This is a genomic window from Demequina ureilytica (assembly GCF_048553575.1).
In the GTDB taxonomy this organism is placed as follows: domain Bacteria; phylum Actinomycetota; class Actinomycetes; order Actinomycetales; family Demequinaceae; genus Demequina.
The window spans coordinates 891,925-904,642 of sequence record NZ_JBLZIE010000001.1 but is presented as its reverse complement, the minus strand read 5'-3'; the positions used below and the strand labels follow the sequence as shown (position 1 = coordinate 904,642).

Below are 12,718 nucleotides of genomic sequence, written 5' to 3'. Positions count from 1 at the left end.
GGCGTCGCTCGAGTGCGGTCTTGGGGGGAAAAGCGTTACTTGTCGGCCTTCGCCGCAGCGTCGACCAGAATGCCCGGTCCCTGCGTCGAGGAGATGGCCGCCTTGATGATGTAACGACCCTTCGAAGCCGAGGGCTTGGCGCGCTGGACCTCATCAAGCACGGCCTGGAAGTTCTCGAGCAGCTTGTCGTCGCCGAACGAGGCCTTGCCGATCACCGTGTGGAGGTTGGCGTGCTTGTCGACGCGGAACTCGATCTTTCCGCCCTTGATGTCGGACACAGCCTTGGTGACATCCATCGTCACCGTGCCGGTCTTCGGGTTGGGCATGAGGCCCCGCGGACCGAGCACGCGGCCGAGTCGACCGACCTTGCCCATGAGATCCGGGGTGGCCACGACGGCGTCGAAGTCCTGACGACCGCCCATGACCTCTTCGATGAGCTCGTCGCCACCGACGATGTCGGCGCCCGCCTCACGGGCCGCCTCTGCCTTGTCACCGTTGGCGAAGACCAGGACCCGAGCGGTCTTGCCTGTGCCGTGGGGCAGGATGACGGTCGAACGGACCGACTGGTCCGCGTGACGCGGGTCGACGCCGAGCTTGAACACGACGTCGATGGTCGAGTCGGTGTTCTTCGAGGACGTCTTCTGAGCGAGGCGCACGGCCTCGATGGGGCTGTAGAGCTGGTCACGGTCGACGAGCTGTGCTGCGTCGCGGTAAGCCTTGGAGCGCTTGGACATCTGCTTCTCTTTCCTGTGCAGTCGTGGTGCGGGGCAGCGCGCCCCCTCCCACTGGGTGGTGCTAGTTGACGGTGATGCCCATCGAACGCGCAGTGCCCGCGATGATCTTCGCGGCGGCGTCGATGTCATTGGCGTTGAGGTCGGCCATCTTCTGCTCGGCGATCTCGCGCACCTGAGCATCGGTCAGCGTGCCGACCTTGTCGGTGTGCGGAACTCCTGAGCCCTTGGCGACGCCAGCGGCCTTCTTGATGAGTTCTGCGGCCGGCGGGGTCTTCGTGATGAACGTGAAGGAACGGTCTTCATAGACCGTGATCTCCACGGGCACCACGTTGCCACGCTGCGACTCGGTGGCCGCGTTGTAAGCCTTGCAGAACTCCATGATGTTGACGCCGTGCTGTCCGAGGGCGGGGCCCACGGGCGGCGCGGGATTGGCGGCGCCGGCCTGGATCTGGAGCTTGATCAGACCAGCGACCTTCTTCTTCGGTGCTGCCATGATGGATTCGGGTCCTTCTGTGATTCGTCGCGGCCCATGCCGCTTGGCTTGCTGCCGTCGTCAGATCTTGGTGACCTGATTGAACGCCAGCTCGACCGGGGTCTCCCGGCCGAAGATGGAAACGAGAACGTGGAGCTTCTGGGAGTCCACGCTGATCTCGGAGATGGTGCCGGGCAAGGTGGCGAACGGCCCGTCGATGACGGTGATCGACTCGCCGACGGCGAAGTCGACCTCGACCTGCTTGGACTGCGAGTCGCCGCCCTCGTCGGTCGTGGCCACGGCCTGCTCCGCCGGAGCGAGCATGCCGTAGACCTCGTCGAGCGTCAGCGGTACGGGCTGGTGGGCGTGGCCCACGAAGCCGGTCACGCCGGGCGTGTTCCGCACGGTGCCCCAGGACTCGTCGGTGAGGTACATGCGCACCAGGACGTATCCAGGCATGCGCACGCGGTTGACCAGCTTGCGCTGACCACCCTTGATCTCGGTGACGTCCTCCATGGGGACCTCGACCTGGAAGATGTGATCCTCCATGTGGAGGCTCTCACGGCGGTGCTCGATAGCCTGCTTGACGCGCTTCTCGTGGCCCGAGTAGCTGTGGACCACGTACCACTCGCCGTCCTGCATCCGCAGCTCGGCGCGGAACTCTTCGCCGGGGTCGTTCACGGGCTCGATCGGCTCGTCGGCCACGGCGTCCACCGCGTCCTCCTCTGCAGGAGCCTCGTCCGCGGTCTCGTCGGGGACAGTGTCGTCGTCGCCCTCGACCACCGCATCGGCCGGGGCGTCCGAAAGAGCCGCCTCGTCCACCGCAGGGGTGGTCTCCTCAGCAGGCTCCTCGGCCGCCGCCTGGGCGCGGTCGGTCGACTCCGCGATGTCGGCCACGAGCTCGTCGAGCTTGTCGCCGGCGGAGTCGAGCTTGTCGTCACTCACCAGTCACCACTTCCTTCATAGACGGCCATCAGCCGCCGAATGTCATTGCTGCGAGCCAGTTGAACAGCAGGTCCATCAGGAACACGATCAGCATCATCACGGCCACGAAGGCCAGGACGATCCAGATGTACCGGACCAGCTCCTCGCGAGTGGGTGTCACCACTCGCTTGAGCTCGGAGATCACCTGGCGCACGAACAGCGCAATGCGACCGAAGATGTTGCGGTCCTCGCGGGATTCGTGCCGAGGGTCCTGTTCTCCGGAGTCCGTCACGGCAGATTCGCTCACCGGGTCATCCTTCGCTTTTGGGGGTTGGGATCACGCGGGGGTCCGCGCCGTGCAGGGCAGGAGGGACTCGAACCCCCAACCGTCGGTTTTGGAGACCGATGCGCTACCAATTGCGCCACTGCCCTCCGGGGGCGGTGGGGCCCCCGACTGGCGAAGCCAACAGCCACGAAGGCGCGAGCCATCATGGCGTCTGTCAATCGCCGAATGGCAATAGTACGGGTTAACGGTCCCGATTGCGAACCCGGCCCCCGTAGCGACCGTCCGTCAGGACGCCCCGCGCTACTCCCAATGGTCCATGTGACCCATGGTACGGGTGCGGACCATGGTGGGGACCTCGCCGGCGCAGGAACCTCATCAGTCCCATCGTCCATTGGGAACGCGCAGCGAAGCGGGCAGTCGGTGCTTGGTTCGACTCATGAGGCCCGGCGGTGCCAGAACTCGCCCACGGCGCGTGCAATGCGGCCGTCATGGGCCAACGCTTCGTGTGCGGTGAATCGGAGGATGGGCATCCCCAGTGTCGCGAGCGCTCGGTCACGACGGCGGTCCTCGGCAAAGGCCTGCCGGTCAGAGTGGTAGGTCTCGCCATCGATCTCCACCACGAGGGTGCCATTCACCACGAAGTCGACGCGCCCGACCCCGTCGATCTGCACCTGTGAAGTCAGGTCGAAGCCCGAGCGGGTGAGCTCGACGCGCGCGGCTGTCTCGGCGGGCGAGCCGGTGCGCACATCGCAGTGCGCCCGGAGCCACTCCCGGCGTACGCACGGTGTGGTGGAGAAACGATCGATCTCGTCCTCCGTCATCGCGCCCATGGCAAGGGCGGCATCCAGAGCGCCCAACTGCGTGAGGGCGTTGGCGCACTTCCCCAAGTGGTCGACGATGTCCACGGCGCGACATAGCGGCGCCTGATCGCTCGGGCTTCGCGTGCGATGATGCACCTCGCGGTCCCTGCGACGTGCGTCGTCAACGACGAGGCCACGATCATGGGGAATTGCCAGGTGCACCCCGTCGACGGCTTGGATCAGCGGCAGCCCGAGAAGCCGCGCTGCCGAAGCACAGGTCAACCGTGCCGACATGACACGGGCTCGGATGACCAGCGAGTCAGCGCCGGCAAGGGCGTAGCACCCCCGATGCGGTCTGAGGACCGCCTCGCTGCGGACGGCCGCGCGGATCTGCTCGTCCGTCACGCCAAGTCCGCGCAATTGGTGTCGCCTTGCCGCGCCGCCAAGGACATTGAGTGCGGTGATCACATGCACAGCGCCACCGTGCTGCAAGGGTTCGGCGGCCGGGAGATGACCCACGCCGAGCCGTGAATACACGGCGACCCTCGACGGCTGGGGACGACTCGATCGCCCACACCCAATGGAGGAAGTTGCGCATGTGACCCAGGCGCCTCCGTAAGCAGACATCCGCGTCGCAGGTGCCACATCCGTCACGTCGTCCATTGGGAATGGGTAGAGAGACGCAAGCATGGAAGACTGGACACCGTGACTGCAAAGAACCGTGTCTCTGCCCGCCTCGGCGCCATCGCGCCTTCCGCCACCCTCGCCGTCGACGCCAAGGCGAAGGCTCTCAAGGCCGCCGGTCGCCCGGTGATCGGCTTTGGTGCTGGCGAGCCCGACTTCGCGACGCCGCAGTTCATCGTCGACGCTGCGATCGAGGCCGCGCAGGACCCGCGCACTCACCGCTACACGCCTGCGGCCGGTCTGCCCGACCTCCGCCAGGCGATCGCGGACAAGACCATGCGCGACTCGGGCTACGAGATCGACCCCGCCACCACGCTGGTCACCAACGGCGGCAAGCAGGCCGTCTTCCAGGCCTTCGCCGCAGTGCTCGACCCGGGCGACGAGGTCATCCTGCCCGCGCCGTACTGGACCACGTACCCCGAGGCGATCTCACTGACCGGCGCCACCCCGGTCGAAGTGTTCGCCGGAGCCGACCAGGACTATCTGGTGACTGTCGAGCAGCTCGAGGCGGCGCGCACCGATGCCACCAAGGCGCTGCTGTTCTGCAGCCCCTCGAACCCGACCGGCGCGGTGTACTCACCCGAGCAGACCAAGGCGATCGGCGAGTGGGCACTCGAACACGACATCTGGGTCATCACCGACGAGATCTACGAGCACCTGCTCTACGACGGCGCTGAGTTCACGCCGATGCTCTCGGCGGTGCCCGGCCTCGCCGACACCTGCATCGTGCTCAACGGCGTCGCCAAGACGTACGCGATGACCGGCTGGCGAGTGGGCTGGATGATCGGCCCTGGCGACGTGATCAAGGCCGCCACCAACTTCCAGAGCCACCTCACCTCCAATGTCGCCAACGTGTCCCAGCGCGCGGCAATCGCGGCGCTCCAGGGCGGGCTCGAAGAGGTCCAGCAGATGCGCACGGCCTTCGACCGCCGCCGCCGCACCATGGTCGACATGCTCCGCGAGATCGACGGCTTCGAGGTGCCGACGCCCCGGGGGGCGTTCTACGCCTACCCGTCGGTCGAGGGCGTGCTCGGGCGGGAGATTCGGGGCAGGGTGCCGACCACGTCGGCCGAGCTCGCGACGATCATCCTCGAGGAGGCCGAGGTCGCGATCGTGCCCGGTGAGGCCTTCGGCCCTTCGGGCTACGCACGGCTGAGCTATGCGCTGGGTGACGATGACCTCGCCGAGGGCGTAGGCCGCATTCAGTCGCTGCTGTCCTAAGCAGCCTCGGCGCGAGTCATCATTCCGGCCACGGGAGATCGTTCGCGCGGCCGATGCGCGGGCTGGGTCAGTTCTCGCTAGCCTCGGTCGCATGAGCGACGAAGCGATCACTGTCACGGGCCTCCGCAAGACGTACGGAACAAAGAACGCGGTCGATGGCATCGACTTGGAGGTGCACCGCGGCGAGGTGTTCGCGCTGCTCGGGCCCAACGGTGCCGGCAAGTCGACCGCCGTGGAGATCCTGGGCGGTTTCCGCAAACGCAGTGGGGGCGACGTGACGGTGCTCGGCGTCGACCCCGCTCGCCCTACCCGTCAGTGGCGCGAGCGACTCGGTGTGATGCTGCAGTCGACCAGCGGGAGCAGCGTGCTCACCGCCCGCGAGGCGCTCCACCATGCCTCGCGCCTCTACCCGCACCCGCGCGACGTCGATGAGGCGCTCGCGGCTGTGGGGCTCACCGAGAAGGCGGATGCCAAGCCGCAGCTGCTCTCGGGCGGCCAGCGCAGAAGGTTGGACGTCGCTCTCGCCGTCATGGGCAACCCCGAACTCGTGTTCCTCGACGAGCCCACCACCGGCTTCGACCCCGAGGCGCGACGCCAGTTCTGGACTCTCATCGAGTCACTCCGCGAGCACGGCACGACGATCCTTCTCACCACGCACTATCTGGACGAGGCGGACCGGCTCGCTGACCGCATCGGCATCATCGCCAATGGCTCGATGGTCGCGCTGGACACCCCAGAGGGCCTGAGGGCCCGCGCGACAGATGCGTGGGTGAGCTGGGTGGACGGCGACGTCACGCACCGGGAGGCGACCCCCACGCCGACGGCTTACCTCCGTGACCTGCTCGCGCGCCACGACGGCGAGATTCCGCGCCTACAGATCACTCACCCGTCCCTCGAGGATGTGTACCTGGATCTGATCGGTGCCGCGGCGCAGGCGGACGCAGAGGCCGAGAAGGAGATGGCGGCATGAGCGCCGTGGATACCCGCCGATCGCCCGGATGGGGCTCGCTGCTCACGAACCGGATCGTGATCGAGCTCAAGGAGTTCACCCGCTCTCGCGAGCAGATGATCTTCATCTTCGCCTTCCCCATGATCTTCCTCGTGCTGTTCGGCACCATCTTCGGCGAACAGACGCTGGGCGACACCGACGTCACGTTCGCGCAGTACTTCCTCGCAGGAATGATCGCCACAGGAATTCTGAATACTGGGTTCCAGTCGCTTGCGATCTCGCTGTCGATCGACCGCGACGAGGATCTGCTCAAGCGCATCTATGCCACCCCCCTGCCGGCCACGGCGTACTTCAGCGGCAAGATCGTGCAGGTGCTGCTCGTGTCGATCGTGCAGATCGCCATACTGCTGACGCTCGGCGTGCTGCTGTACGACGTGACGCTCCCCACGGATCCGGGCCGCTGGTGGACCTTCACCTGGGTGTTCCTGCTCGGCACCGCCGCATCCTCGGCTGTGGGAATCGCCACGTCGTCGCTGCTGCGCAACGGCAAGTCCGCGTCCGCCATCCTGACCCCGGTGGTGCTGTTCCTGCAGTTCACCTCGGGGGTGTTCTTCGTCTTCACCCAGCTGCCCACGTACCTGCAGACCGTCGCCGAGATCTTCCCGCTGAAGTGGCTCGCACAGGGAATGCGCTCGGTGTTCCTGCCGGAGTACTTCGAATCCCAAGAGGCTCACGGCTCGTGGGAGCACCCCATGACCGCAGTGATGCTCACCGTCTGGTTCGTGCTGGGATTGATCGTGTCGGTTCGCACCTTCCGGTGGATGCGCGCCGAGGACCGCTGACCCCTTGCCGGCCGACCGCACACCCGCTTGTGGAACACCTCAGGCACCCGCGACCATACTGTTGCCATGATTCGCACACACTTGCGCACTCTCGCCGTCGCTGCGGGCTTCTTGGGCGTGAGCGTGATCGTGGCGGGCACCGCGAGCGCGATGGCCGGCGCCCCGGATACCGCACCGGTCGCCACCGCGGTTGAGCTGCACCAGGAGGACCCCGCCTCGGTGACCCCCGCGGTGGTGGCGGCGGTCGCGAGCGCCGAGCCGAGTGACGAGACGGTGACGGCGGTGGAGGTGGGCCCCGTCGAGGTGGGCCCGGGCGCGATCGAATGCAGCGACGAGGGCGTGTGCGAGGGCCAGCGCCGTCAGGCGTCGGGCCCAGTCGTGTCCGGACAGGCGGAGCGCCCAGTCGTGTCCGGACAGGCGGAGCGCCCAGTCGCGGCCGTGCCGGAGCCCAAACCGGCGCCAGCGGCCCCATCGTCGTGCACGCTGCCCCCGCCGCCCGATGGCAGGGCGGACGTCGGGGCATGGACTCGTGAGCTGGACGAGTGGGCCGAGGACCGGCACGAGGCGGCGCGTGACTGCGACTGGGGCACGGGCAGCGGGCGGGACGCCATGGACGATCCAGCCTGGGCGGACGCCTGGGAGGAGCGGCTCCGGGACTGGCAGCGCGAGCGCAACGCCGATCACCAGCGCGGCGAGTCACGCAACCGCCGCTGATCGCGCCGATTGCCGAGTCCGGCGGTGGCGCCACGCCTGCGGGCACGAGGGCGCTAGCGTAGGCGCAGGAGGGTCTCATCGCGCGCCTGATCGAACACATCGCACACCCGGCTCGACGCATGACCGTGCGGGCGCGGGTGCTCACGTATCTCGTCACCCTCACTGCCGCCGCTCTCACCATCGCGGGCATCACGGCATACGTCATCGAGCGTGCGCGCATCGACGCGACCATCGTCGACGGGCTGGCGTTGCGCACCGAGGCTTTCATCGAACTCGCCGAGGCCCCGGACCCTACGACCGGGGAGCCCTACGCCACTTCCGAGGACCTCATGCGCGAGGCGATGATCCGGGTGGTCGCGAGCCCCACCGAGAGCGCCGTGGCACACGTCGGACCCGTCCCAAGATTCGTGCCGTCCTCGCCCCAGCGCCTACGCCTCGAGGATGATCCCGAGTTCCTCACCGTGGCCGCGGAGCGCGCAGCCCAGACGGTCGTCGTCCGTGCGGCCGTCACCGAGCTGGCGGACTACCGGTACGCGGCGGTCCCGATCGTCGAGCCGGACGGCGACACCGTGGCGGTGTTCACCATCGCCACTGATCGCGGCGCCCTGGTCGCGAACCTGACCGAGACCTTCCGCATCTACGCGCTGGTCGCGCTGGTCGCACTCGCGATGATCGGGGTCATCGGATGGACGACGGTGGGCCGCATGCTGCACCCGATCTCCGTCCTCGAGGGCAAGGCGCGCCACATCAGCGAGCACGACCTCGCCGAACGCATCCCCGTCACGGGGCACGACGACCTGTCTCGGCTGTCCCGCACCGTCAACGCCATGCTGGACCGTCTCGAGCGCGCCTTCGCCGACCAGCGCCAACTGCTCGACGACGCGTCTCATGAGCTGCGCACGCCGCTCGCGATCATGCGCACCAACCTCGAACTCATCGAACCTCGCGATCCGGTCGAGGTGCTCCGTGTTCAGAGCGACCTGCTCGACGAGGTCGACATGATGTCGCGACTCGTCGACGACCTCGTGACGCTCGCGAAGTCCGACCGTCCCGAGTTCGTGCTGCGCGAGACGGTGGCGGTGGCCGAGCTGACCGAGATCACGTTCGCGCGCGCTCAGGCGCTCGGCGACCGAGAATGGCTGCTCGAGTCCGTCGCCGATGTCGAGCTTCCGCTCGACGCGCAGCGCGTGACCCAGGCGTGGTTGCAGCTGGTGGCCAATGCGGTGAAGTTCTCTGCTACCGGCAGCACGGTGAGAATCGGAAGCGCCGCCATGCCCACCGAGCTCCGCCTGTGGGTCACGGACGAAGGTCGAGGGATCGCGCCCGAGGATCGCAAGCGTGTGCTCGAACGGTTCCACCGCGTCGATCCCGAGACGGAGGGCACCGGGCTCGGTCTGCCGATCGCTGCCGCGATCGCCGCCGCGCACGGAGGACGGCTCACCCTGTGGTCCCAGCAGGGCGAAGGCTCGACCTTCACACTGGTGATACCAAGGAACGGAGATGGCGCGTGATCAAGATGCTGCTGGTCGAGGACGAGGCCAGGCTGGTCGAGTCGCTGACCAAGGGCCTGCGCACGGCGGACGTGGAAGTCACGGCAGTGCGCACCGGGCGCGACGGTCTCCGACTCGCGCTCGAGGACGGCTTCGACATCATGGTGCTCGACATCGGCCTGCCCGACCAGGAGGGCTTCACGGTGCTGCGGAGGCTACGCGCCTCAGGCTCGGAGCTGCCCGTCATCATCCTGACGGCGCGCACCTCGGCCGAGGACACCGTGCGCGGACTCGAGCGGGGCGCCGATGACTACATGGCCAAGCCCTTCTCGTTCGATGAGCTGGTGGCGCGGATCCGGCTGCGGGCTCGCGCACGAGCCGAGGAAGACCCGAGCTCGGCGCAGCTCATCCGCGTGGGCAGGTGCGAGCTCGATCCGGTCGAGCGCACCCTCGCGTGCGACGGCATCGACGTGCCCCTGAGCCCCCGCGAGTTCCAGCTCGCCCACCTCCTGATGTCACGCGGGGGCGAGGTGGTGCCACGCGCGGATGCCCTGCAGGAGGTGTGGGGCTCGGCGGCCAGGGACAACGTGCTCGACGTCTACATCCGCTACTTGCGCACGCACGTGGGCCAGAGCGCCATCCAGACGGTGCGCGGAGTCGGCTACCGATTCGTCGGCTGAGCCCTCGGTCTCGTCCGCATCGGGCGAGCGGCCGATGCGCGTGCGGCTGGGTGCGCCTACGCTTTGGTCTCATGGACCTCAGGCCACCACGGTGGAACGACGCGCTCGTCGTAGGCGCGCTGCTGGTGCTGAGCATGATGTGGGCCGCATCGCTCACGGGCTTCCAGTACGCGGAGATCCGGCCGATCGATCCGCTGGGCTATGTGCTGCTCGCAGCGATGGTCATTCCGCTGCTGTGGCGGCAGCGCTACCCGCGCGCGGTGCTGTGGCTGACCGCCGCAGCGTGGATCGTCGTGGTAGGGCTCGGCTACGAGGCGACGCCGGCCATGCTCGGGCTGTTCCTCGCGATCTACGGCGTCGCGTCCTACATGCCGCGGGCCACCTCGATCCGTCACAGCGCGGCACTGATGGGCGTGATGCTGGCCTGGACGGCCGTCGGGGCGATGACCTCGGAGGCCGTGCCGACCAGTGCCGTCTTCGCCATCCCGGTCGCGGTGATCGTGCCGTTCGCCATCGGGATCGGGGATCGCCGCCGCCGTCAGCGTCTGAGTGAGCTCGAGGTCGCGCACGCGCGCCGCGAGCAGGCCGGCTACGAGGCCGCGACGGACGCGGTCCGCGCCGAGCGCGCCCGGATCGCGCGCGAGCTTCACGACGTGGTCGCGCACGAGATCACGGTGATGACGTTGCAGGCCGAGGGAGCCCGTCGGCGACTGGGAGCCGCGGACGACGAGCTCGCCGGCACCCTGGCGACGATCGCGGCATCGGGCCGGTCGGGCCTGGAGGAGATGCAGCGCATGATCGGCGTGCTGCGCGCCTCCGAGCTGGAGGCGAACGAGCGCGTGGACTCGGACCGCGCACTGGCCATGGGCACCTCCGCCATCGACGGCCTGTCCCCCATGCCGTCGCTCGCGGCGCTGCCCACGCTCGTGCGCCACGTCCAGGACTCGGGACTGCCCGTCACCCTCGAGATCTCGGGCTCCGCACACGTGCCGGCCGGGGTCGAGGTGAGCGCATACCGGATCATCCAGGAGGCGCTCACCAATGCCCTCAAGCACGCGGGGCCGGGGGCGCGCGCAGACGTGATCGTCAAGCGCACCGCCCACGCGGTGCACATCAGCGTCGAGGACGACGGCCGTGGCGTGACCGGAGACGGGCCGCGCCTTCCCGGCGGTCATGGGCTCACCGGCGTCGCAGAGCGGGTCCAGGCGCTCGGCGGGGCGCTGTCGCATGGCCCGCGCCGGGGCGGTGGCTTCCAGGTGCACGCCGTGCTGCCGTCCGGGGATGACCAGGTCTCCGGCCCGGCCGCCGACGAACGGCCGCTGCCAATCGAATCGAAAGGGGCATCCGCGTGATCAGAGTAGGGCTGGTCGACGACCAGGCGATGGTGCGCGTAGGGCTGCGCATGATCCTCGAGGCCGAGAACGACATCGAGATCGTGGGCGAGGCCGCCGACGGGGCCGACGCACAAGCGCTCGTCCGGGATCACACCCCCGATGTCGTGCTGATGGACATCCGCATGCCAGGCATGGACGGGCTGGCCGCCACCGAGCAGGTGATCGCGGCCCATCCCGACGCCCGCGTGGTCATCCTCACCACCTTCGACGACGACGAGTACGTCTACGAGGCCCTTCGCGTGGGGGCCTCCGGATTCCTGCTCAAGAGCGCCGACGGCGACACGCTGGTGAACGCCGTGCGCGTGGTGGCGGGAGGCGAGGCGCTGCTCGCTCCCGAGGTCACCCGCAGGGTCATTGAGCGATTCGCGGTACCTGCAGCCACGCCCGCCACGGTGCCGCCCTCGAGCCCCGAGCCGCAGGGAGCGTACGTGCCGCCGCCCGAGGCGATCGGTGACCTGTCCGAGCGCGAGGTCGAGGTGCTCCAGCTCATCGCGCGGGGGATGTCGAACCAGGAGATCGCCAAGGAGCTGTGGGTGTCGCCGACCACGGTGAAGACGCACGTGAGTCACATCCTCACCAAGCTCGGCGTCCGCGATCGCGTCCAGGCCGTGGTGGAGGCGTACGAGTCTGGAATTGTCATCCCCAAAGGGTGACCCGCCAGGGTCATCCCTGAGAACGACCTTGGCGAACCGTCCTCGGGAGGGATACCCCTGCATCGGCCGCGGTTGGCACACTTGTCCCGGATCGACACCACCCTCACGAAAGGCCACCCCATGACCACCACCGCTGCCCCCGCGCAGGCGCTCGCGGCCACGATGCGCGACGGCTACAAGGACTACGGATTCGGCGAGGCGGCTGTGCGCGCCCTCGACGGCATCAACGTCGACATCGCCCGCAGCGAGTTCACCGCGATCATGGGTCCCTCGGGCTCGGGCAAGTCGACGCTGCTGCACACTCTCGCGGGGCTCGACCGGCTCACGGCCGGATCCTCCACGATCGCCGAGACCACGATCACGTCGCTGTCCGAGGCGCAGATCACCGAGGTCCGCCGCAAGTACATCGGCTTCGTGTTCCAGTCCTTCAACCTGATCCCCTCGCTGAACGCCCGCGAGAACATCACCCTTCCGCTCGACATCTCGGGCACCGACGTCGACAAGGCGTGGTTCGACGAGATCATCGCGATCCTCGGGCTGGGGGACCGACTCACCCACCTGCCCGCCGAGCTCTCGGGCGGTCAGCAGCAGCGCGTGGCCGTCGCCCGCGCCCTCGTGGCACGCCCCGAGATCATCTTTGCCGACGAGCCCTCCGGCAACCTCGACTCGCGCTCCGGCTCCGAGCTGCTGACGTTCATGCGCCGCGCGGTCAAGGAGTTCGGCCAGACCATCGTCATGGTGACGCACGACCCGACCGCCGCGGCATACGCGGACCGGATCGTCTTCCTCGAGGACGGCCGGATCGTCGACGAGATGCGCGAGCCCACCGCAGAGCGCGTGCTCGACCGCATGAAGCAGATGGGGCACTAGGCCGC

The 12,718-nt window shown here is 68.2% G+C and carries 14 protein-coding genes and 1 tRNA gene; 9 read left to right on the top strand and 6 right to left on the bottom strand.

Translation table 11 applies throughout. The annotated features are described in order from the left end of the window. Positions 1-35: 35 nt before the first annotated feature. The 6 genes from rplA to ACNI3K_RS04075 form a co-directional block, all read right to left on the bottom strand. On the bottom strand, positions 36-734 hold the full coding sequence (rplA, locus tag ACNI3K_RS04100) for a 50S ribosomal protein L1 (RefSeq protein WP_419390575.1): 699 nt from the start codon (positions 732-734) through the stop codon (positions 36-38). Between the two features lie 61 nt (positions 735-795). Continuing rightward, positions 796-1,227, bottom strand: a complete 432-nt coding sequence (rplK, locus tag ACNI3K_RS04095) for a 50S ribosomal protein L11 (RefSeq protein ID WP_419390574.1) — start codon at positions 1,225-1,227, stop codon at positions 796-798. Between the two features lie 60 nt (positions 1,228-1,287). Next, complete coding sequence (nusG, locus tag ACNI3K_RS04090) at positions 1,288-2,151, bottom strand: transcription termination/antitermination protein NusG (protein WP_419390573.1); 864 nt, start codon at positions 2,149-2,151, stop codon at positions 1,288-1,290. A 28-nt stretch (positions 2,152-2,179) separates the two neighbouring features. Next, the gene (gene secE, locus ACNI3K_RS04085) at positions 2,180-2,437 is read right to left on the bottom strand and encodes a preprotein translocase subunit SecE (protein ID WP_419390572.1); all 258 of its coding nucleotides are present in this window, start codon (positions 2,435-2,437) and stop codon (positions 2,180-2,182) included. Between the two features lie 52 nt (positions 2,438-2,489). Then, a tRNA-Trp gene (locus ACNI3K_RS04080) sits at positions 2,490-2,562 on the bottom strand. Between the two features lie 288 nt (positions 2,563-2,850). Further along, complete coding sequence (locus ACNI3K_RS04075; protein ID WP_419390571.1) at positions 2,851-3,684, bottom strand: endonuclease domain-containing protein; 834 nt, start codon at positions 3,682-3,684, stop codon at positions 2,851-2,853. A gap of 237 nt (positions 3,685-3,921) precedes the next feature. Between ACNI3K_RS04075 and ACNI3K_RS04070 the strand changes: the two genes are divergently transcribed. The 9 genes from ACNI3K_RS04070 (at position 3,922) to ACNI3K_RS04030 (ending at position 12,713) form a co-directional block, all read left to right on the top strand. Further along, complete coding sequence (locus ACNI3K_RS04070; protein ID WP_419390570.1) at positions 3,922-5,121, top strand: pyridoxal phosphate-dependent aminotransferase; 1,200 nt, start codon at positions 3,922-3,924, stop codon at positions 5,119-5,121. Between the two features lie 91 nt (positions 5,122-5,212). Continuing rightward, positions 5,213-6,091 (top strand): ABC transporter ATP-binding protein, encoded by an 879-nt coding sequence (locus ACNI3K_RS04065; protein WP_419390569.1) that lies wholly within the window; start codon positions 5,213-5,215, stop codon positions 6,089-6,091. After that, the gene (locus tag ACNI3K_RS04060) at positions 6,088-6,912 is read left to right on the top strand and encodes an ABC transporter permease (protein ID WP_419390568.1); all 825 of its coding nucleotides are present in this window, start codon (positions 6,088-6,090) and stop codon (positions 6,910-6,912) included. The genes ACNI3K_RS04065 and ACNI3K_RS04060 overlap by 4 nt, the downstream gene beginning before the upstream one ends. A gap of 66 nt (positions 6,913-6,978) precedes the next feature. Then, complete coding sequence (locus ACNI3K_RS04055) at positions 6,979-7,626, top strand: hypothetical protein (protein ID WP_419390567.1); 648 nt, start codon at positions 6,979-6,981, stop codon at positions 7,624-7,626. Positions 7,627-7,745: 119 nt separating this feature from the next. Beyond that, positions 7,746-9,137 carry a sensor histidine kinase gene (locus ACNI3K_RS04050; RefSeq protein WP_419390566.1) on the top strand — a complete coding sequence of 464 codons (1,392 nt, stop codon included), beginning with the start codon at positions 7,746-7,748 and terminating at the stop codon, positions 9,135-9,137. A gap of 5 nt (positions 9,138-9,142) precedes the next feature. Beyond that, the gene (locus tag ACNI3K_RS04045) at positions 9,143-9,796 is read left to right on the top strand and encodes a response regulator transcription factor (RefSeq protein ID WP_419391099.1); all 654 of its coding nucleotides are present in this window, start codon (positions 9,143-9,145) and stop codon (positions 9,794-9,796) included. Positions 9,797-9,867: 71 nt separating this feature from the next. Continuing rightward, positions 9,868-11,148, top strand: a complete 1,281-nt coding sequence (locus ACNI3K_RS04040; protein ID WP_419390565.1) for a sensor histidine kinase — start codon at positions 9,868-9,870, stop codon at positions 11,146-11,148. Then, on the top strand, positions 11,145-11,843 hold the full coding sequence (locus ACNI3K_RS04035; protein ID WP_419390564.1) for a response regulator transcription factor: 699 nt from the start codon (positions 11,145-11,147) through the stop codon (positions 11,841-11,843). The genes ACNI3K_RS04040 and ACNI3K_RS04035 overlap by 4 nt, the downstream gene beginning before the upstream one ends. Positions 11,844-11,963: 120 nt before the next feature. After that, entirely contained in the window at positions 11,964-12,713 is a 750-nt protein-coding gene (locus ACNI3K_RS04030) for an ABC transporter ATP-binding protein (RefSeq protein WP_419390563.1), read from the top strand. The last annotated feature ends 5 nt before the right edge of the window (positions 12,714-12,718 follow it).

Excerpts from the sequence above, each read along its gene's own strand:
- rplA (WP_419390575.1), bottom strand. The coding sequence starts at position 734 with ATGTCCAAGCGCTCCAAGGCTTACCGCGACGCAGCACAGCTCGTCGAC.
- rplK (WP_419390574.1), bottom strand. The coding sequence starts at position 1,227 with ATGGCAGCACCGAAGAAGAAGGTCGCTGGTCTGATCAAGCTCCAGATC.
- ACNI3K_RS04065 (WP_419390569.1), top strand. The coding sequence starts at position 5,213 with ATGAGCGACGAAGCGATCACTGTCACGGGCCTCCGCAAGACGTACGGA.
- ACNI3K_RS04060 (WP_419390568.1), top strand. The coding sequence starts at position 6,088 with ATGAGCGCCGTGGATACCCGCCGATCGCCCGGATGGGGCTCGCTGCTC.
- ACNI3K_RS04055 (WP_419390567.1), top strand. The coding sequence starts at position 6,979 with ATGATTCGCACACACTTGCGCACTCTCGCCGTCGCTGCGGGCTTCTTG.
- ACNI3K_RS04050 (WP_419390566.1), top strand. The coding sequence starts at position 7,746 with ATGACCGTGCGGGCGCGGGTGCTCACGTATCTCGTCACCCTCACTGCC.
- ACNI3K_RS04045 (WP_419391099.1), top strand. The coding sequence starts at position 9,143 with ATGCTGCTGGTCGAGGACGAGGCCAGGCTGGTCGAGTCGCTGACCAAG.
- ACNI3K_RS04040 (WP_419390565.1), top strand. The coding sequence starts at position 9,868 with ATGGACCTCAGGCCACCACGGTGGAACGACGCGCTCGTCGTAGGCGCG.
- ACNI3K_RS04030 (WP_419390563.1), top strand. The coding sequence starts at position 11,964 with ATGACCACCACCGCTGCCCCCGCGCAGGCGCTCGCGGCCACGATGCGC.